Source organism: Streptomyces sp. NPDC005374 (assembly GCF_042872225.1).
Lineage (GTDB): Bacteria > Actinomycetota > Actinomycetes > Streptomycetales > Streptomycetaceae > Streptomyces.
In genome coordinates this window covers 78,409-98,082 of the sequence record NZ_JBIAKA010000027.1, presented here as the reverse complement: position 1 = coordinate 98,082, position 19,674 = coordinate 78,409, and the positions used below count along the sequence as shown (strand labels likewise).

The 19,674-nt window shown below is 70.2% G+C and carries 15 protein-coding genes; 8 read left to right on the top strand and 7 right to left on the bottom strand.

Annotation, left to right across the window (positions count from 1 at the left end; genetic code table 11):
• Positions 1-28 precede the first annotated feature (28 nt).
• Genes ACFYRX_RS43865 through ACFYRX_RS43850 form a run of 4 tightly spaced genes read left to right on the top strand, consistent with a single transcriptional unit; the run spans position 29 to position 3,362 of the window.
• On the top strand, positions 29-793 hold the full coding sequence (locus ACFYRX_RS43865; RefSeq protein WP_389112654.1) for an enoyl-CoA hydratase family protein: 765 nt from the start codon (positions 29-31) through the stop codon (positions 791-793).
• A complete protein-coding gene (locus ACFYRX_RS43860; RefSeq protein ID WP_389112652.1) occupies positions 794-1,600 on the top strand; it encodes a CoA transferase subunit A in 807 nt (268 codons plus the stop codon).
• A complete protein-coding gene (locus tag ACFYRX_RS43855; RefSeq protein ID WP_389112650.1) occupies positions 1,597-2,313 on the top strand; it encodes a CoA-transferase subunit beta in 717 nt (238 codons plus the stop codon). The genes ACFYRX_RS43860 and ACFYRX_RS43855 overlap by 4 nt, the downstream gene beginning before the upstream one ends.
• Complete coding sequence (locus tag ACFYRX_RS43850) at positions 2,313-3,362, top strand: NAD(P)H-dependent flavin oxidoreductase (RefSeq protein WP_389112649.1); 1,050 nt, start codon at positions 2,313-2,315, stop codon at positions 3,360-3,362. The genes ACFYRX_RS43855 and ACFYRX_RS43850 overlap by 1 nt, the downstream gene beginning before the upstream one ends.
• Positions 3,363-3,816: 454 nt before the next feature.
• On the opposite strand, the gene ACFYRX_RS43845 is transcribed toward ACFYRX_RS43850, so the two are convergent.
• The 3 genes from ACFYRX_RS43845 to ACFYRX_RS43835 are packed head-to-tail and all read right to left on the bottom strand — an operon-like array spanning position 3,817 to position 6,408.
• Complete coding sequence (locus ACFYRX_RS43845) at positions 3,817-4,974, bottom strand: acetyl-CoA C-acetyltransferase (protein ID WP_389112647.1); 1,158 nt, start codon at positions 4,972-4,974, stop codon at positions 3,817-3,819.
• Between the two features lie 23 nt (positions 4,975-4,997).
• A complete protein-coding gene (locus tag ACFYRX_RS43840) occupies positions 4,998-5,612 on the bottom strand; it encodes a TetR/AcrR family transcriptional regulator (protein WP_389112646.1) in 615 nt (204 codons plus the stop codon).
• Positions 5,613-5,625: 13 nt separating this feature from the next.
• Positions 5,626-6,408: an SDR family oxidoreductase gene (locus tag ACFYRX_RS43835; RefSeq protein WP_389112644.1), complete on the bottom strand. Its 783-nt coding sequence runs from the start codon at positions 6,406-6,408 to the stop codon at positions 5,626-5,628.
• 48 nt (positions 6,409-6,456) lie between these two features.
• Between ACFYRX_RS43835 and ACFYRX_RS43830 the strand changes: the two genes are divergently transcribed.
• Entirely contained in the window at positions 6,457-7,587 is a 1,131-nt protein-coding gene (locus ACFYRX_RS43830; RefSeq protein WP_389112642.1) for an acyl-CoA dehydrogenase family protein, read from the top strand.
• On the top strand, positions 7,587-8,672 hold the full coding sequence (locus ACFYRX_RS43825; protein ID WP_389112641.1) for an acyl-CoA dehydrogenase family protein: 1,086 nt from the start codon (positions 7,587-7,589) through the stop codon (positions 8,670-8,672). The genes ACFYRX_RS43830 and ACFYRX_RS43825 overlap by 1 nt, the downstream gene beginning before the upstream one ends.
• On the opposite strand, the gene ACFYRX_RS43820 is transcribed toward ACFYRX_RS43825, so the two are convergent.
• Positions 8,647-10,287 carry a cytochrome bc complex cytochrome b subunit gene (locus tag ACFYRX_RS43820; protein WP_389112639.1) on the bottom strand — a complete coding sequence of 547 codons (1,641 nt, stop codon included), beginning with the start codon at positions 10,285-10,287 and terminating at the stop codon, positions 8,647-8,649. The two genes, ACFYRX_RS43825 and ACFYRX_RS43820, sit on opposite strands and share 26 nt — an antisense overlap.
• A gap of 193 nt (positions 10,288-10,480) precedes the next feature.
• Between ACFYRX_RS43820 and ACFYRX_RS43815 the strand changes: the two genes are divergently transcribed.
• Positions 10,481-11,398 carry a rhomboid family intramembrane serine protease gene (locus tag ACFYRX_RS43815; protein ID WP_389112638.1) on the top strand — a complete coding sequence of 306 codons (918 nt, stop codon included), beginning with the start codon at positions 10,481-10,483 and terminating at the stop codon, positions 11,396-11,398.
• Positions 11,395-12,264 carry a chitosanase gene (locus tag ACFYRX_RS43810; protein WP_389112636.1) on the top strand — a complete coding sequence of 290 codons (870 nt, stop codon included), beginning with the start codon at positions 11,395-11,397 and terminating at the stop codon, positions 12,262-12,264. Before ACFYRX_RS43815 ends, ACFYRX_RS43810 begins: the two co-directional genes overlap by 4 nt.
• Before the next feature lie 123 nt (positions 12,265-12,387).
• Here ACFYRX_RS43810 and ACFYRX_RS43805 read toward each other — a convergent pair whose 3' ends face one another.
• The 3 genes from ACFYRX_RS43805 to ACFYRX_RS43795 form a co-directional block, all read right to left on the bottom strand.
• Positions 12,388-13,848, bottom strand: a complete 1,461-nt coding sequence (locus tag ACFYRX_RS43805) for a glutamate synthase subunit beta (RefSeq protein WP_389112634.1) — start codon at positions 13,846-13,848, stop codon at positions 12,388-12,390.
• Positions 13,841-18,439 (bottom strand): glutamate synthase large subunit, encoded by a 4,599-nt coding sequence (gene gltB, locus ACFYRX_RS43800; protein WP_389112633.1) that lies wholly within the window; start codon positions 18,437-18,439, stop codon positions 13,841-13,843. Before gltB ends, ACFYRX_RS43805 begins: the two co-directional genes overlap by 8 nt.
• 376 nt (positions 18,440-18,815) lie before the next feature.
• Positions 18,816-19,547, bottom strand: a complete 732-nt coding sequence (locus ACFYRX_RS43795; protein WP_389112631.1) for a VIT1/CCC1 transporter family protein — start codon at positions 19,545-19,547, stop codon at positions 18,816-18,818.
• Positions 19,548-19,674: the final 127 nt, after the last annotated feature.

Sequence of the window (19,674 nt, the reverse complement as noted above, 5' to 3'; positions counted from 1 at the left end):
GTTTGGTGGAAAGGTAGCTGATGCTTCCATGGGTGTCTCCACCTCGCCCCCGGAAAAGGGGCTGGAAAAAGAGGGAATCGCCGTCGTCACGGTCGACTTCCCACCGGTGAACGCCCTTCCGGTGGACGGCTGGTTCGCCCTGGCCGACGCCGTACGGGCGGCGGGCCGGGACCCGGAGGTCCGGTGTGTGGTGCTGGCGGCCGAGGGGCGCGGGTTCAACGCCGGCGTGGACATCAAGGAGCTCCAGACACGCGGGCCGGGGGCGCTGGTCGGCGCCAACCGCGGCTGCTTCGAGGCCTTTTCGGCGGTGTACGAGTGCGAGGTGCCCGTGGTCGCGGCCGTGCAGGGGTTCTGTCTGGGCGGCGGGATCGGGCTCGTGGGCAACGCGGACGTCGTCGTGGCGAGCGAGGACGCCACCTTCGGGCTGCCCGAGCTGGACCGCGGGGCGCTGGGCGCGGCCACCCATCTGTCCCGGCTGGTCCCCCAGCATCTGATGCGCGCCCTGTACTTCACCTCGCGCACGGCCACGGCGGCCGAGCTGCACGCGCACGGCTCGGTGTGGCGGGTGGTGCCCCGCGGGCAACTGCGGGCCTCGGCACTGGAGTTGGCTCGCGAGATAGCCGCCAAGGACGGAGAGCTGCTCCGCCTCGCCAAGGCCGCCATCAACGGCATCGACCCCGTCGACGTCCGCCGCAGCTACCGCTTCGAGCAGGGCTTCACCTTCGAGGCGAGTGTCAGCGGGGTCGCCGACCGGGTCCGGGACACCTTCGGCACCCAGGGAAAGGACACGTAGATGGGCGACAAGACGATGACCGCCGACGAGGCCGTCTCCCGCCTGCACAGCGGCATGACCCTGGGCATCGGCGGCTGGGGCTCCCGCCGCAAGCCGATGGCCCTGGTCCGCGCGCTGCTGCGCTCCGACGTCACCGACCTGACGGTCGTCTCGTACGGCGGCCCGGACGTCGGCATGCTCGCCGCCGCCGGCCGGATACGGAAACTGGTCGCCCCGTTCGTCACCCTCGACTCGATCCCCCTCGAGCCGCACTACCGGGCGGCCCGTGAGCGCGGCGCCTTCGAGCTCATGGAGATCGACGAGGCCATGTTCATGTGGGGACTGCGGGCCGCGGCGAACCGGCTGCCGTTCCTGCCGGTGCGGGCGGGCATCGGCTCGGACGTGATGCGGGTCAACCCGGGCCTGCGGACGGTGACTTCGCCGTACGACGACGGGGAGACGTTCGTCGCCGTGCCGGCGCTGCGGCTCGACGCGGCCCTGGTCCACGTCAACCGCGCCGACCGGCTGGGCAACGGCCAGTACCTGGGCCCGGACCCCTACTTCGACGACCTGTTCTGCGAGGCGGCGGACACGGCCTACGTCTCGTGCGAACAGGTCGTCGACACCGCCGAGTTGACGAAGGCGGCGGCCCCGCAGTCGCTGCTGGTCAAGCGGCACTCGGTGACGGGCGTCGTGGAGGCCCCGAACGGCGCCCACTTCACGTCCTGCGCACCGGACTACGGCCGGGACGAGGCCGCGCAGAAGGAGTACGCGACCACGCCCTGGCCGGAGTTCGCCGAGCACTACCTCCAGGGGAGGACACCATGACCGTGACGCGGAGCGAGTACTGCGTGATCGCCTGCGCCGAGGCCTGGCGCGACGCCGGTGAGATCCTCGCCAGCCCGATGGGCCTGATCCCCTCCGTCGGCGCCCGTCTGGCCCGGCGGACGTTCTCCCCCGACCTTCTCCTCACCGACGGCGAGGCGACGCTCGTGCGGGACGACGGCACCGTCGAGGGCTGGCTGCCGTACCGACAGCACCTCGCCCTGGTCAGCGGCGGCCGGCGGCACGTGATGATGGGCGCGAGCCAGATCGACCGGTACGGCAACCAGAACATCTCCTGCATCGGCGACTGGGCGCGGCCGAGGCGGCAGCTGCTCGGGGTGCGGGGAGCGCCGGTCAACACCCTCAACAACCCGACCAGTTACTGGGTGCCGAGGCACTCCCGTCGGGTGTTCGTGGAGAAGGTCGACATGGTGTGCGGGGTGGGGTACGACCGCGCGGACGGGGCCCGTTACCACCGTATCCCGCGGGTCGTGTCCGACCTGGGCGTCTTCGACTTCGCGACGCCGGACCACTTGATGCGGCTGGCATCGCTGCATCCGGGGGTCACCGTGGAACAGGTCAGGGAGGCCACCGGCTTCGATCCGGTGATCGGGGACGAGGTGCCGTACACCCGCGAACCGACGGATCAGGAACTGGAGTTGATCCGTGAGGTGCTCGATCCGCACGACACCCGCTCCCGGGAGGTCGGCAGCTGATGAAGACCGCGTTCACCAGGCTGGTCGGCGTCCGCCATCCGATCGTGCAGACCGGGATGGGCTGGGTCGCCGGCCCCCGTCTGGTCTCCGCCACGGCGAACGCGGGCGCGCTCGGCATCCTGGCCTCCGCGACCATGACGCTCGACCGACTGCGCGACGCGGTACGGGAGGTGAGGTCCCGTACGGACGCGCCCTTCGGTGTCAATCTGCGGGCCGACGCGGGGGACGCCGGGGACAGGGTGCGCCTGGTCATCGACGAGGGCGTGCGGGTGGCGTCCTTCGCGCTCGCGCCCTCGGCCGAGCTGATCGGTGAGCTGAAGGAGGCGGGGGTCGTCGTGATCCCGTCCGTCGGGGCCCGGCGGCATGCCGAGAAGGTCGCGGCCTGGGGCGTGGACGCGGTGATCGTGCAGGGCGGGGAGGGCGGCGGACACACCGGGGACGTGGCGACGACGGTGCTGCTGCCGCAGGTCGTGGACGCGGTGGACATCCCGGTCGTGGCGGCGGGCGGCTTCTTCGACGGGCGGGGCCTGGTCGCCGCGCTGGCCTACGGGGCGGCGGGCGTCGCCATGGGGACCCGGTTCCTGCTCACCTCGGACTCGACGGTGCCCGACGCGGTGAAGGCCCGCTATCTGGCGGCGACCGTCAAGGACGTGACGGTGACCCGGGCGGTCGACGGCCTCCCGCACCGCATGCTCCGCACGGACCTGGTGAGAGCACTGGAGAACTCCGGGCGTGCGAAGTCCCTGTGGCAGGCGGCCCGCCGGGCAGCGGGCTTCCGCGGGCTGTCGGGGCTGACCTGGCGCCAACTGGTCCACGACGGCCTGGCGATGCGGCACGGCAAGGACCTCACGTGGAGCCAGGTCCTGCTCGCCGCCAACACCCCGATGCTCCTCAAGTCGGCGATGGTGGACGGCCGTACCGACCTCGGTGTCATGGCCTCCGGGCAGGTCGCCGGGGTGATCGACGACCTGCCGTCGTGCGCGGAGCTGGTGGAGCGGATCGTGAAGGAGGCGGAGGACGTTCTGCAGGGCCTCAAAGACCTCGGCTGACCGTCACGTTCGCCTGTCCGCCGCCCTCACACATGGGCACCATCCCCAACGGCCCCTCGCACCACTCCGCCCCAGCGGGCCTCACGGACTTCGGAAACCTGCGTCGGCCTCCGCCCGCCGAGCGGAGGCCCCGCAACCCTCACAGCCTCTCGACGACCGTCACGTTCGCCTGCCCCCCGCCCTCGCACATGGGCACCATCCCCAACAGCCCCTCGCACCACTCCGCCCCAGCGGGCCTCACGGACTTCGGAAACCTGCGTCGGCCTCCGCCCGCCGAGCGGAGGCCCCGCAACCCTCACAACCTCTCGATGACCGTCACGTTCGCCTGCCCGCCGCCCTCGCACATGGGCACCATCCCCGACGGCCCCCTCGCGGTCGCTCGGCCCCAGGGGGCCTCACGGGCTTCGGGGGCCTGTGCCGGACTCCGTCCGCCGAAGCGGAGGTCCCACAGCCGTCACAACCTCTCGATGACCGTCACGTTCGCCTGCCCCCCGCCCTCGCACATGGTCTGGAGTCCGAACCGGCCGCCCGTGCGCTCCAGTTCGTGGAGCAGGGTGGTCATGAGCTTCACGCCCGTCGCTCCCAGTGGGTGGCCGAGGGCGATCGCGCCGCCGTTGACGTTGACCCTGTCCGGATCGGCTCCGGTCTCCTTCAGCCAGGCCAGGACGACCGGGGCGAAGGCCTCGTTGATCTCGACGAGGTCGATGTCGTCGATGGTGAGGCCGGTCTTCTTCAGGGCGTGGGCGGTGGCCGGGATGGGCGCGGTGAGCATGCGGATGGGGTCCTCGCCGCGCACCGAGAGATGGTGGACGCGGGCGCGGGGCGTGAGGCCGTGTTCGCGGACCGCCCGTTCCGAAGCGATCAGCATGGCGGCCGCGCCGTCGGAGACCTGTGAGGAGCAGGCGGCCGTGACGGTGCCGCCCTCGATGACGGGCTTCAGCCCGGCCATCTTCTCCAGGGAGGTGTCCCGGCGCGGGCCCTCGTCGACGGCGGCCTCGCCGTAGGCGACCGTCTCGCGCTCGAAGCGCCCCTCGTCGATGGCGCGCAGGGCCCGCCGGTGCGAGCGCAGGGCGAACTCCTCCTGGTCCTGCCTGCTGATGCCCCACTTGGCGGCGATCGTCTCGGCCCCGACGAACTGGTTCACCGGCCGGTCTCCGTACCGTGCCTGCCAGCCCTCGCTGCCCGCGAAGGGCCCCTGGGTCAGTCCGAGGGGTTCGGCGGCCTGCCGGGTCGCGAAGGCGATCGGGATCATCGACATGTTCTGTACCCCGCCGGCGACGACGAGGTCCTGCGTCCCGGACAGCACGCCCTGCGCGGCGAAGTGCACGGCCTGCTGCGAGGACCCGCACTGCCGGTCCACGGTCACCCCGGGCACCTCCTCGGGCAGTCCGGCCGCGAGCCACGAGGTCCGCGCGATGTCCCCGGCCTGCGGCCCGACCGCGTCCAGGCACCCGAAGACGACGTCCTCGACGGCCGCGGGATCCACGCCCGCGCGCGCGACCAGCGCCTTGAGCACATGGGCGCCCAGATCAGCCGGGTGGACCTTGCTCAGTCCTCCCCCGCGCCGCCCGACGGGCGTACGGACCGCTTCGACGATGTAGGCCTCGGCCATGTCAACTCCCTCGCGTAAAAGGGCTATTCACGTACGGCGATCCCGTCCAGCACCATCGACAGGTACTGCCGGGCGATCTCCTCCGGGCTGTGCTGTCCGCCGGGCCGGTACCAGGACGCGGCGACCCACACGGTGTCGCGCACGAACCGGTACGTCAGCCGTACGTCGAGGTCGGCCCGGAACACCTCGGCCGCGACCCCGCGCTCCAGCGTGGACAGCCAGGCCTTCTCGAACCTGCGCTGCGACTCGGCGAGGAACGCGAACCGCTCCTGCGCCACCAGTTGCCTGCTCTCCTTCTGGTAGATCGCGACGGCCGCGCGGTGCCGGTCGATCTCCCGGAACGACTCGGTGACCAGGGCCTCCAGGGTCTCGCGGGGCCCCGACTCGGTGCCCAGGACGGCGTCGTAGCCGTCCCAGAGCTCGTCGAGGAAGGTCCGCAGGATCTCCTCCAGCATCGATTCCTTGGAGTCGAAGTGGTAGTAGAGGCTGCCCGCGAGCATGCCCGCGTGGTCGGCGATCTTGCGTACGGTCGTGGCGTTGTAGCCCTGTTCGGCGAAGACCTCGGCGGCGGTGTCGAGGAGTTCGCGTCGGCGCGCGGGCGCCGCGGCGCTCACCTGGGGCTTCTTCTTGGTCGGCACATCGTCCATTGTCCTAGGCGTGTTGACTGCTGACGGCGACGACCTCGCCCGTCATGTACGAGGAGTAGCCGGACGCGAGGAACACGATCACGTTGGCCACCTCCCAGGGCTCCGCGTACCGCCCGAAGGCCTCGCGCGCGGTCAGTTCCTCCAGCAGCTCCGCCGATGTCACCTTCACCAGGTGCGGGTGCATGGCGAGGCTCGGTGCGACGGCGTTGACGCGTACGCCGTACTCGGCGGCCTCCAGGGCCGCGCACCGGGTCAGCGCCATCACGCCGGCCTTCGCGGCGGCGTAGTGCGCCTGCCCGGCCTGGGCCCGCCAGCCCACGACGGAGGCGTTGTTGACGATGACACCGCCTGTCTCGCGCATACGGCGCAGGGCGGCCCGGGTGCACCGGAAAGTGCCGTTCAGGGTGACGTCGAGGACGCGGGTCCACTGCTCGTCACTCATGTCGACAAGCTCCGAAGTACCGCCCAGACCCGCGTTGTTGACGACTATGTCGAGCCGTCCGTGCTCCCGTACGGCCGCGTCGAACAGGGCGCCGACCTGCGCCTCGTCGGTGACATCGCACGCCATGGAGGTCACCGCGCCCTGGAACTCCCCGGCCAGTCCGGCGCCGTACTCCTTCAGCCGGCGTGCGTGCGCGTCGCTGATCAGGACGCGCGCGCCCTCCTGAAGGAAGCGGCGTGCGGTCGCCCCGCCGATGCCCGCGCCGGCCGCGGCGGTGATGACGGCGGTGCGCCCTTTCAGCAGCCCGTGCCCCGGCTCGTACACCGGACTCTCGACGCCTGTCATGGCGCCACGCTAACCTACCAAACACTTGTTAGGGAAGGACGGGTGGTCATGGATCTGGCGTTCACGCGGGAGGAGCGGACCTTCCGCGCCGAGGCCCGCGCGTGGCTGCGCGCGCATGTGCCCACTGCTCCTCTCCCCTCTCTGGAGACCGAGGAGGGCTTCGCGGCCCATCGCGCCTGGGAGGCCGAACTCGCGGCGGACCGCTGGTCGGTGGTCAACTGGCCGACGGCGTACGGCGGCCGGGACTGCGGACTGATCGGCTGGCTGCTCTTCGAGGAGGAGTACTACGCGGCCGGGGCGCCCGGCCGCGTCAACCAGAACGGCATCAGCCTCCTCGCCCCGACCCTCTTCGACCACGGCACACCGGAGCAACGCGCGCGTGTCCTGCCGTCGATGGCCACCGGGGAGACGGTCTGGGCGCAGGCCTGGTCGGAGCCGGAGGCGGGCTCCGACCTGGCGTCCCTGAAGGCGAGGGCCGTACGCACGGCGGGTGGCTGGCTGCTCAGCGGTCAGAAGACCTGGTCCTCCCGGGCCGCCTTCGCGGACCGCGCGTTCGGTCTGTTCCGCACCGACCCGGACACCCCGAAACCCCACCAGGGCCTGACCTACCTGATGTTCGACCTGCGCGCACCGGGAGTCACCGTCCGCCCGATCCGCCGCCTCGACGGGAAACCGGCCTTCGCCGAGCTCTTCCTGGACGAGGTGTTCGTCCCGGACGCGGACGTCATCGGCGGGCCCGGCCAGGGCTGGCGGATCGCGATGTCGGCGGCGGGCAACGAACGGGGCCTGATGCTCCGCTCCCCGGGCCGGTTCCTGGCGGGCGCCGACCGTCTGCACGCCCTGTGGCAGTCCCAGGCAGGCCCCGCGCCCACCCGCGCGCGCGTGGCGGACGCCCTGATCGGCGCCCGCGCGTACCAGCTCTTCACCTTCGCCGCCGCCTCCCGCTTCCTGTGCGGGGAGTCGATCGGCCCGGAGTCCAGCCTCAACAAGGTCTTCTGGTCCGAGTACGACATCGCGCTCACCGAGACGGCGTTGGATCTCCTCGGCGAGGAAGAGGACCCCGACTGGTCCGAGCGCTATGTCTTCGCCCTCGCCGGCCCCATCTACGCCGGCACGAACGAGATCCAGCGCGACATCATCGCCGAACGCGTACTGGGCCTGCCGAAGGGACGCCGCTGATGCGCTTCCTCCTCGACGCCGGGCAACGCGACTTCGCCGCTTCCCTGAACGCGATGCTCTCGGCCGCCGACACCCCGTCCGTCATACGGGACTGGAGCCGCGGCGACCACGGCAGAGGTCGCGCGCTGTGGGGCCGTATCGCCGAGGCCGGAGTGTTCGCGCTGGCCGTGCCCGAGGCCTACGAGGGCCTGGGTCCACGCCCCGTGGAACTCGCCCTGGCTTTCGTCGAGTTGGGCCGACACGCGGTTCCGGGCCCCTTGGTCGAGACGGTCACGACGGCAGCGCTGCTCACCTCACTGGATGACACGGAACCAGCGAAACGCCTGCTCCCGCCCCTGGCTTCGGGCGAGTCGACGGCCACGCTGACCACAGGTCCGTACGCCCTGGACGCAGACATGGCAAACCTGAGGCTGACAATTTCAGCCCGCCCAGCGGCAATTCCAGCCCCTCCGGCGTTTGAGGAGCGGGGGTCCGGGGGCGGAGCCCCCGGTGTCGGGACGGGAAGGGGCGGCGGGGGCGAAAAAAACCCGCCCCACACCCCCACCGAACTCCGCCTCGCTCCCCCACCAGACCACCCCCCACAGCCGTCCCTGGACCCCGCCCGCCGCCTCTCCCCGACCCCCCACGGCGGTGAACTCCTGGCCACCGACCCACCCCCGGGCCCGGCCCGACGAATGGCTCGCCTCACCACAGCCGCCCAAGCCCTGGGCGTGGGCCTCGCCCTCCTCGACAGGACCGTCGCCCACGTGAAACAGCGCACCCAGTTCGGCGCACCCATAGGTTCCTTCCAGGCCGTCAAACACCAACTCGCCGACGCGAAGATCGCGTTGGAGTTCGCCCGCCCCCTCCTGTTCGGCGCCGCCCTGACGATGACCGAGGAGGACATCGCCGCCGCCAAGGTCACGGCCTGCGAGGCGGCGTACCGGACGGCCCGTACCGCGCTCCAGCTGCATGGCGCGATCGGGTACACCGCGGAGTACGACCTGTCCCTGTGGCTCACCAAGGCCCGCGCCCTGCGCACCGCTTGGGGCACCCCCGACGAGTGCCGCGAAACGGTGATCAGTGGTGGTGGTCGCCGCTGGTGATCTCCCGGTACTCCTGAGCCGTCGGCTTCGCGATCCGGGTGTCGGGCCCGAACATCGCCCGCGCCAGCCCGGCCCGCGCCCGCCGGGTGAGCGTGACGGGGCGCCGCACCCCGTTCGCGTCGACGAGGGGCCCGATCTCGTACGGCGGTTCCTGTTCGTGCTGGGTGAGGGTGTGCAACTGCGCCTGCGCGAGGGGCTCGTGGACCTCGACGTACTCGCCGTGCGGGAGCCGCTTGACGGTGCCGGTCTCGCGGCCGTGCAGCACCTTGTCCCGGTCCCGGCGCTGCAACCCTAGACAGATCCTCTTGGTCACGACGAAGGCCAGCACCGGCGCCGCGAACACGGACACCCGCACGAACCAGGTGATGGCGTTGATGGACAGATGCAGATGCGTGGCCACGATGTCGTTGCCGCCGCCGATCAGCAGCACCACGTACAGGCTGAGCCAGGCGACGCCGAGCCCTGTGCGGACGGGCACGTTGCGTGGGCGGTCCAGGATGTGGTGCTCGCGTTTGTCGCCGGTGATCCACGCCTCGACGAAGGGGTACACGCCGAGCGCGAGCAGGATCAGCGGGAAGAGCGAGAAGGGGATGAAGACGCCCAACTGGAGGGTGTGGCCCCAGGCGTTGATCTCCCATCCCGGCATCACCCGGATCAGTCCCTCGGAGAAGCCGAGATACCAGTCGGGCTGCGCACCGGTGGTCACCAGGTCCGGCCGGTAGGGCCCGAAGGCCCACACGGGGTTGATCTGGGCGAGCCCGCCCATGAACGCCAGTACACCGAAGGTCAGGAAGAAGAAGCCGCCCGCCTTGGCGATGTAGACCGGCAGGAAGGGCATGCCGACCACGGACCTGTTGTCGCGGCCGGGGCCCGGGTACTGGGTGTGCTTGTGGTAGAAGACCAGGATCAGATGGGCGACCACCAGGCCGAGCATGATCCCGGGCAGCACGAGCACATGGATCGGGAAGAGCCTCGAAATGATGTCGTGGCCGGGGAACTCCCCGCCGAACAGGAAGAACGACAGATACGTGCCGACGATCGGTACGGACAGGATCGCGCCCTGTGAGAAGCGGATGCCGGTGCCGGAGAGCAGGTCGTCGGGGAGGCTGTAGCCGGTCAGGCCGGTGATGATGCCGAGGAACAACAGGGTCCAGCCGAACACCCAGTTGAGCTCGCGCGGCTTGCGGAAGGCGCCGGTGAAGAACACCCGCATCATGTGCACGAGCATGCCGGTGACGAAGACGAGGGCCGCCCAGTGGTGGATCTGCCGGATCAGCAGGCCGCCGCGCACGTCGAAGCTGATGTCGAGGGTGGACTCGAACGCCCTGGTCATCACCACGCCGTTGAGGGGCTCGTAGGAGCCGTGGTAGACGACCTCGACCCCGCTGGGCTCGAAGAACAGGGTCAGATAGACGCCGGTGAGGATCAGGATGAGGAAGCTGTAGAGGCAGACCTCGCCCAGCATGAACGACCAGTGGTCCGGAAACACCTTGCGCATGTTGGCCTTGGCCAGCGCGTACAGTCCCAGTCGTCCGTCGGTCCAGTCCGCGAGTCTCTCGCCCTTGCCGGCCTCCTGGCCGCGTGCCTGTGGCTTCACCGATCGCGCGCCGTCCATGAGTCGTCGCCTCCCCGTCGGATCACCCACAGGGTGGCACGGGCGTACGGCGAAGCCAACGGGGCGTACAAGGGCACAAGCGGTGGATCACGACCATGGCCCCTCAGTTCTCTCCCCTCACCGGCGTTCGCTATTTTGTTCGCCGTCGGCCCACCGGCTCGATCATCACCCCTGTCACTCCGAGGAGCCGGCCGTGGAACCCGAATCCACCGTCACCACCTGCTACCGCCACACCAAGGTGGAGTCCCATGTCCGCTGCACCCGCTGCGAGCGGTTCATCTGCCCGGACTGCATGCGCGAGGCGGCCGTCGGCCATCAGTGCCCGGAGTGTGTGAAGGAGGGGGCGCGGTCGGTGCGGCAGGCCCGGACCGCGTTCGGCGGCCGGATCACGGCCGTACCCCTGGTGACGTACGTCCTCATCGGCCTCAATGTGCTCGCCTACATCGGCGAGCTCGTGCGCCCGGCGATCGTGGACCGCTTCGAGATGCTGGGCGCCGGGCTCGTGGGCCCCGACGGCGGCCACTACGTGTGGCAGGACACCTACCCCGCCGACTTCCACACCGAAGGTGTCGTCGACGGCGAGTGGTACCGGCTGCTGACCGGTGCGTTCCTCCATCTGCCGCCGACCGGGGGCACGTTCGGGATCCTGCACATCGTGATGAACATGGTGTCGCTGTGGAACATCGGCCGGGTGGTGGAGGCCCAGCTCGGCCGGGTCCGGTACCTCGCCCTGTACCTGCTGTCGGCGCTCGGGGGCTCGGTCCTCGTCCTGCTGCTCGCGCCCCACCAGCCCACGCTCGGCGCGTCCGGCGCGATCTTCGGGCTCGGTGCCGCGTACTACGTGATGGCCCGCCGTCTCGGCGCCGACATGGCCCAGGTCAACCGTTTCATGGGAGGCCTGCTGCTGTGGCTGGTGATCTCCGCCGCGCTGACCTCCTGGCAGGGCCACCTCGGCGGCCTGCTCTCCGGCGCTGCGGTCACCCTCGCCTACGCGTACGCTCCCCGCAACGGCCGTCGCGCCCTCGTGCAGGCGGGAGCGTGTGCCGTGCTGCTGGTGCTGCTCCTGGTGGGCACCTGGACCAAGGTCGCCGAGCTGACGGGAGCCCAGTGAAACGCGGCGGAGTACTGCTCCTCACGGCCGTGCCCGTGGTCGTGACGGCGTCGGTCTGTCTCCTCTCGTCCCAGGAGTCCGACGCGGGGCGGGCGGTCCCCGGCCCCACCGCCGCCCACCGGTCGCAGCCGGCCGGGGACGGCAAGGACGACGAGGTGCCAGCTCTGGACTCCCCCGCCAAGAAGGAACTCGCGCAGCAGCTCGTGGCCAGTGCCGAGAACTCCACCCTCGAATGGCGCAGTGCCTACCCCTACGTCGAGGACATCGGCGACGGCCAGGGCTACACGGCCGGCCTCATCGGCTTCTGCAGCGGCACCCACGACCTGCTCACCCTCGTCGAGCGCTACACGAAGGACCACCCCGGCAACGGTCTCGCGCCGTACCTCCCGGCGCTGCGCGCGGTCGACGGCACGGACTCCCACGAGGGCCTGGACCCGGGTTTCACGGCCGCCTGGAAGGCGGAGGCGGCGCAGCCGGCCTTTCAGCGGGCCCAGGACGCGGAACGCGACCGGGTCTACTTCGACCCCGCGGTCCGCCTCGCCAAGCTCGACGGCCTGGGCGCGCTCGGCCAGTTCGTCTACTACGACGCCATGGTCTTCCACGGCCCCGGCACCGACGCCACCAGCTTCTACGGCCTGCGCGAACGCACCCTCGAGACCGCCGCCGTGCCGAAGGAGGGCGGATCGGAGAAGGCCTACCTGAACGCCTTCCTGGACATCCGCCGGGCCGCCATGAAGACCCGCAAGGCGGACATCGACACCTCCCGCGTCGACACGGCCCAGCGGCGGTTCCTGAACGAGGGCAACCTGGACCTGACGACACCGCTGGAGTGGCAGGTGTACGGGGAGACGTACAAGGTGCCGTAGGAGTGCACGCGACGGCGCCTGCCTTCCGGTCCGGTCGGGGACGTGGAAGGCAGGCGCCGTCGCTGTTCCGTACGCCTTTGTACGGGACGTTCTTGAGGGACCGTCAGGTCCCTTGTGTCACCGTCAGACCATCAGCGAACGGTCCGTCGGGCGGATCGGCGCGGGCAGTTCGCTCGCGCCGGCCAGGAAGCGGTCGGTGCCGCGGGCAGCCGAGCGGCCCTCCGCGATCGCCCACACGATGAGCGATTGGCCGCGGCCCGCGTCACCGGCGACGAAGACACCGGGCACGTTGGTCTGGAAGTCGGCGTCGCGGGCGATGTTGCCGCGCTCGTCGAGGTCCAGGCCGAACTGCTCGACCAGGCCGTTGTCCCGGTCGGTGCCGGTGAAGCCCATGGCGAGGGTGACCAGCTGGGCGGGGATCTTGCGCTCCGTGCCCGGCTTCGGGGTCAGCTTGCCCTCGATGAACTCGACCTCGGACAGGTGCAGCCACTGAACGTTGCCGTCCTCGTCGCCCTCGAAGTGGGTCGTGGAGACGGAGTAGACCCGCTCGCCGCCCTCCTCGTGCGCGGAGGTGACCTTGTAGAGCATCGGGAAGGTCGGCCAGGGCTGGCCCGGGTTCCGCTCCTCGCCCGGCCGGGGCATGATCTCCAGCTGGGTGACGGAGGCCGCGCCCTGGCGGTGGGCGGTGCCCACGCAGTCGGCGCCGGTGTCGCCACCGCCGATGACGACGACGTGCTTGCCCTCGGCGGAGATCGGGGAGGTGACGTAGTCGCCCTCCTGGACCTTGTTCGCCAGCGGCAGGTACTCCATCGCCTGGTAGACGCCCTTCAACTCCCGCCCGGGGACGGGGAGATCACGGGCCATCGTGGCGCCGGCGGCGATGACGACGGCGTCGTACCGCTTCTTCAGGTCGGTCGCCTTGAGGTCACGGCCGATCTCGATGCCGGTACGGAAGCGCGTGCCCTCCGCGCGCATCTGCTCGATACGGCGGTTGATGTGCCGCTTCTCCATCTTGAACTCGGGGATGCCGTACCGGAGGAGGCCTCCGATGCGGTCCGCGCGCTCGTAGACGGCGACGGTGTGACCGGCCCGGGTGAGCTGCTGGGCGGCGGCGAGACCGGCAGGGCCCGAGCCGATGACGGCGACGGTCTTGCCGGACAGGCGCTCCGGGGCCTGCGGCTCGACATCGCCGCTGTCCCAGGCCTTGTCGATGATCGAGACCTCGACGTTCTTGATGGTCACGGCCGGCTGGTTGATGCCGAGCACACACGCCGACTCGCAGGGCGCGGGGCACAACCGGCCCGTGAACTCGGGGAAGTTGTTCGTCGCGTGCAGACGCTCCGAAGCCGCCGCCCAGTCCTCACGGTAGGCGTAGTCGTTCCACTCGGGGATGAGGTTCCCGAGCGGACAGCCGTTGTGACAGAACGGGATGCCGCAGTCCATGCAGCGGCTGGCCTGCTTGCTGATGATCGGCAGCAGGGAGCCGGGGACGTAGACCTCGTTCCAGTCCTTCAGACGTACGTCGACCGGGCGGGACTTGGCGACCTCGCGCCCGTGGTTCAGGAAGCCCTTCGGGTCAGCCATTGATCGCCGCCTCCATCATCTTCTCGGTGATCTCGGACTCGGAGAGTCCCGCCTGCTCGGCGGCGTCCTTGGCGGCGAGCACTGCCTTGTACGTGCTGGGGATGATCTTGCTGAAGCGCTCGACCGCCGTGTCCCACTCGGCGAGCAGCTTCTCGGCGACCGTGGAGCCGGTCTCCTCCTGGTGGCGGCGCACCACGTCGTGCAGCCACTGCTTGTCCGTGTCGTCCAGAGCCTCGATGGCGTCCACGTTGCCGACGTTGACGTCGTCCCGGTCGAGGTCGATGACGTAGGCGACACCGCCGGACATGCCGGCCGCGAAGTTGCGGCCGGTGCGGCCGAGGACGACCGCGTGACCGCCGGTCATGTACTCGCAGCCGTGGTCGCCCACGCCCTCCGAGACCACCAGCGCGCCGGAGTTGCGGACACAGAACCGCTCGCCGGTACGACCGCGCAGGAACAGCTCACCGCCGGTGGCGCCGTAGGCGATGGTGTTGCCCGCGATCGTCGAGTACTCGGCGAGGTGGTCGGCGCCCCGGTCGGGACGGACGATCACGCGGCCGCCGGAGAGACCCTTGCCGACGTAGTCGTTGGCGTCGCCCTCCAGGCGCAGCGTGACACCGCGCGGGAGGAAGGCGCCGAAGGACTGGCCCGCCGAGCCGGTGAAGGTGATGTCGACGGTGTCCTCGGGCAGGCCCGCACCGCCGAACTTCTTCGTCACCTCGTGGCCGAGCATGGTGCCGACCGTGCGGTTGATGTTGCGGATGGCGACCTGGGCACGCACCGGCTGGGCGTCGGTCGCCGAGTCGGCGGCCAGGGCGTCGGCGGCGAGCTTGATCAGCTCGTTGTCGAGCGCCTTCTCCAGGCCGTGGTCCTGCGCGATCACCTGGTGCAGTGCGGCGCCCTCGGGCAGCTCGGGCACGTGGAAGAGCGGGGACAGGTCCAGGCCCTGCGCCTTCCAGTGGGTGACGGCGCGCTCCACGTCGAGGGTCTCGGCGTGGCCGACGGCCTCCTCGATGGTGCGGAAGCCCAGCTCGGCGAGGATCTCGCGGACCTCTTCGGCGATGAACCGGAAGAAGTTCACGATGTACTCGGCCTTGCCGGCGAACCGGTCGCGCAGCACCGGGTTCTGCGTGGCGATGCCGACCGGGCAGGTGTCCAGGTGGCAGACGCGCATCATGACGCAGCCGGAGACGACGAGCGGCGCGGTCGCGAAACCGAACTCCTCGGCGCCGAGCAGCGCGGCGATGACGACGTCACGGCCGGTCTTGAGCTGTCCGTCGGTCTGGACGACGATCCGGTCGCGCAGGCCGTTGAGCAGCAGGGTCTGCTGGGTCTCGGCGAGGCCCAACTCCCAGGGGCCACCCGCGTGCTTGAGCGAGGTCAGCGGCGAGGCACCGGTGCCACCGTCGTGACCGGAGATGAGCACGACGTCCGCGTGGGCCTTGGACACACCCGCCGCGACCGTGCCGACGCCGACCTCGGAGACCAGCTTCACGTGAATCCGCGCCTGCGGGTTCGCGTTCTTCAGGTCGTGGATCAGCTGGGCCAGGTCCTCGATCGAGTAGATGTCGTGGTGCGGCGGCGGGGAGATCAGACCGACACCCGGGGTCGAGTGCCGGGTCTTGGCGACCCACGGGTACACCTTGTGGCCGGGCAGCTGGCCGCCCTCGCCGGGCTTGGCGCCCTGGGCCATCTTGATCTGGATGTCGTCCGCGTTGACCAGGTACTCCGAGGTCACGCCGAAGCGGCCGGAGGCGACCTGCTTGATGGACGAACGCCGCGCCGGGTCGTACAGCCGGTCCGCGTCCTCGCCGCCCTCACCGGTGTTGGACTTGCCGCCCAGCTGGTTCATGGCGATGGCGAGGGTCTCGTGCGCCTCCTTGGAGATGGAGCCGTACGACATGGCGCCGGTGGAGAAGCGCTTGACGATCTCGGAGACCGGCTCGACCTCGTCGACGGAGATCGAGGGCCGGTCCGACTTGAAGCCGAAGAGCCCGCGCAGCGTCATGAGGCGCTCGGACTGCTCGTTCACGCGGTCCGTGTACTTCTTGAAGATGTCGTAGCGGTTGGCACGCGTCGAGTGCTGGAGGCGGAAGACCGTCTCCGGGTCGAACAGGTGCGGCTCGCCCTCACGGCGCCACTGGTACTCGCCGCCTATCTCCAGGGCGCGGTGCGCCGGGGCGATGCCGGAGGCGGGGTACGCCTTGGCGTGCCGGGCGGCGACCTCCTTGGCGACGACGTCGATACCGATGCCGCCGATCTTGGTGGCCGTGCCGCTGAAGTACTTCTGCACGAAGGCCGAGTCGAGACCGACGGCCTCGAAGACCTGGGCGCCGCGGTAGGAGGCGACGGTCGAGATGCCCATCTTGGACATGACCTTCAGAACACCCTTGCCCAGGGCGTAGATCAGGTTGCGGATGGCCTTCTCGGACTCGATGTCCGACAGGAAGGTGCCGGCGCGGACGAGGTCCTCGACGGACTCCATCGCCAGGTAGGGGTTCACGGCCGCGGCGCCGAAGCCGATCAGCAGGGCGACGTGGTGGACCTCGCGGACGTCACCGGCCTCGACCAGCAGGCCCACCTCGGTGCGCTGCTTGGTGCGGATCAGGTGGTGGTGGACGGCCGCGGTGAGCAGCAGCGACGGGATCGGCGCGTGCTCGGCGTCGGAGTGGCGGTCCGACAGGACGATCAGACGGGCGCCGTTGTCGATGGCGGCGTCGGCCTCGGCGCAGATCTCCTCGATGCGCGCGGCGAGGGCGTCGCCGCCGCCGGAGACCCGGTACAGGCCCGAGAGGGTCGCGGCCTTGAAGCCGGGCATGTCGCCGTCGGCGTTGATGTGGATGAGCTTGGCCAGCTCGTCGTTGTCGATCACCGGGAAGGGCAGGGTGACCGTACGGCAGGACGCGGCGCTCGGCTCGAGCAGGTTGCCCTGCGGGCCCAGCGAGCTGCGCAGCGAGGTGACCAGCTCTTCGCGGATCGCGTCCAGCGGCGGGTTGGTGACCTGCGCGAACAGCTGGGTGAAGTAGTCGAAGAGCAGCCGGGGGCGCGAGGACAGCGCGGCGATCGGCGAGTCGGTGCCCATCGAACCGATGGGCTCGGCACCGGCCTTGGCCATCGGCGCGAGCAGGACGCGCAGCTCTTCCTCGGTGTAGCCGAAGGTCTGCTGGCGGCGGGTGACCGAGGCGTGGGTGTGCACGATGTGCTCGCGCTCGGGCAGGTCGGAGAGCTCGATCTCCCCGGCCTCCAGCCACTCGGCGTACGGCTGCTCGGCGGCGAGGCCGGCCTTGATCTCGTCGTCCTCGATGATGCGGTGCTCGACGGTGTCGACGAGGAACATCCGGCCGGGCTGGAGGCGGCCCTTGCGGACCACCTTCGCGGGGTCGATGTCGAGGACGCCGACCTCGGAGCCGAGGACGACGAGGCCGTCGTCGGTGACCCAGTAGCGGCCGGGGCGGAGGCCGTTGCGGTCGAGGACCGCGCCGACCTGCTTGCCGTCGGTGAAGGTGACACAGGCCGGGCCGTCCCAGGGCTCCATCATCGTGGAGTGGAACTCGTAGAACGCGCGGCGGGCGGGCTCCATGGAGGCGTGGTTCTCCCAGGCCTCCGGGATCATCATCAGCACGGAGTGCGGCAGCGAACGGCCGCCCAGGTGCAGGAGTTCGAGCACCTCGTCGAAGGACGCCGAGTCGGAGGCGTCCGGCGTACAGATCGGGAAGACCCGGTCCAGGCCCTTGCCGTCCGTGCCGAACAGGTCGGAGACGAGCTGGGACTCGCGGGCGACCATCCAGTTGCGGTTGCCCTTGACGGTGTTGATCTCACCGTTGTGCGCGACGAACCGGTACGGGTGCGCGAGCGGCCACGACGGGAAGGTGTTCGTGGAGAACCGGGAGTGCACGAGCGCGATCGCGGAGGCGAAGCGGCGGTCGGACAGGTCCGGGAAGAAGGGCTCCAGCTGGCCGGTGGTCAGCATGCCCTTGTAGACGATCGTCCGCGCGGACAGCGACGGGAAGTACACGCCGACCTCGCGCTCGGCGCGCTTGCGCAGCACGAACGCCGTGCGGTCGAGGTCGATGCCCTCCGAGGTTCCGTCGGTCACGAAGACCTGGCGGAAGGCGGGCATCGTGGAGCGGGCGGTGGCGCCGAGCAGCTGCGGGGCGACCGGGACCTCGCGCCAGCCGAGAACCGTCAGGCCCTCCTGGCGGGCGATCGTCTCGATCTTCGAGACGGCGTCCTCGGTGTCGTCCTCCGGCAGGAAGGCGGTACCTACGGCGTACTTGCCGGCCGCGGGGAGCTCGAAGCCCGCCACCTCACGGAAGAAGGCGTCCGGAACCTGGGACAGGATGCCCGCGCCGTCACCCGAGTCGGGCTCGGAGCCGGTGGCACCACGGTGCTCCAGGTTGCGCAGAACCGTGAGCGCCTGCTCGACCAGCGCGTGGCTCGCCTCGCCGGTGAGGGTGGCCACGAAGCCGACGCCACAGGCGTCGTGCTCGTTGCGGGGGTCGTACATACCCTGCGCAGCAGGGCGAGCATCCATGAAGGACCACTTCTGGCCATTCGCGGAGTGCTGGGACGGCTGGCGCGGCGTACGCATCGGCTCTCCCGTCGTCGTCATTGGCATATTCAGATTGCCGAGGGACGACGTTGGCCCTCTGCGTTGTGCAAAATTTCGTGCAGGTTACATGATGGAGCGGATCTCGGGAACCGGATACTCCGTTCCAACATGCGGACGCCACGGGGCGCGAGGGGGTGTCGCACACCTGGCTTGAAGTATGTGGGGACCGGGCCGGACTGATCGGTCAGATCGGTGTCCGTCGGTCCAGGGGGCGGCGAGGGCGTCTTCGCCCACCCCGCGAGTGCGCCGCACGCGTCATTGCCCGCAGCGCTTACGGCTCATGCCCAGTGGTTAAGCATTCGAAACCAGCGAGTAACGGCTACTTATGCGGCCCAACGCATAAGTAGCAGCCGATCTATCCTACGGCCGTTCCGAACAAACTGCCCAGGGCGTACGTCACACCTGCCGCCGCGCCCCCCAGGGCGAGCTGCCGCAGTCCGCTGTACCACCAGGTCCGCGTGGTCACCCTGGCCACGACGGCACCGCACGCGAACAGCCCGAGAAGGGCCAGCAGCACGGCGGGCCAGAGCACGGTCGCGCCGAGGAGATACGGGAGTACGGGCAGCACGGCGCCCAGGGAGAAGGACCCGAAGCTGGACACGGCGGCGACGAGCGGCGAGGGCAGGTCGCCCGGGTCGATCCCCAGCTCCTCGCGGGCATGGATCTCCAGGGCCTGCTCGGGATCCTTCGACAGCTGCCGGGCGACCTCCCGCGCCAGGGCGGGCTCGACGCCCCGCCCCTCGTACAGGGCCGCGAGCTCGGCCTCCTCGTCCTGCGGGTGCTTGCGCAACTCCCGCCGCTCGACGTCCAGTTCGGCCTCGACGAGTTCGCGCTGCGCGGCGACGGAGGTGTACTCGCCGGCCGCCATGGAGAAGGCACCGGCGGCGAGCCCCGCGAGTCCGGTCAGCACGATGGTGTGCTGACCGACGGCTCCACCGGCGACACCGGTCATCAGGGCGAGGTTGGAGACGAGCCCGTCCATGGCGCCGAAGACGGCGGGGCGCAGCCAGCCGCCGTTCACATCCCGGTGCGTGTGGTTGTCGCGGTGCGCCTCGTGCAGTGGCGCCTCGATGTCGATGATGGCCATTCCGGTCCCCCAGGAAAGCTAAGCCAAAGCTAACTTTGGACACATTCTAATTCTTAACAACCTCACAGTACGTCGGGGCATTCCTGTCCGCCAGCAAGGAAAGGCTGGGCTAACCTGCGGTTTTTCC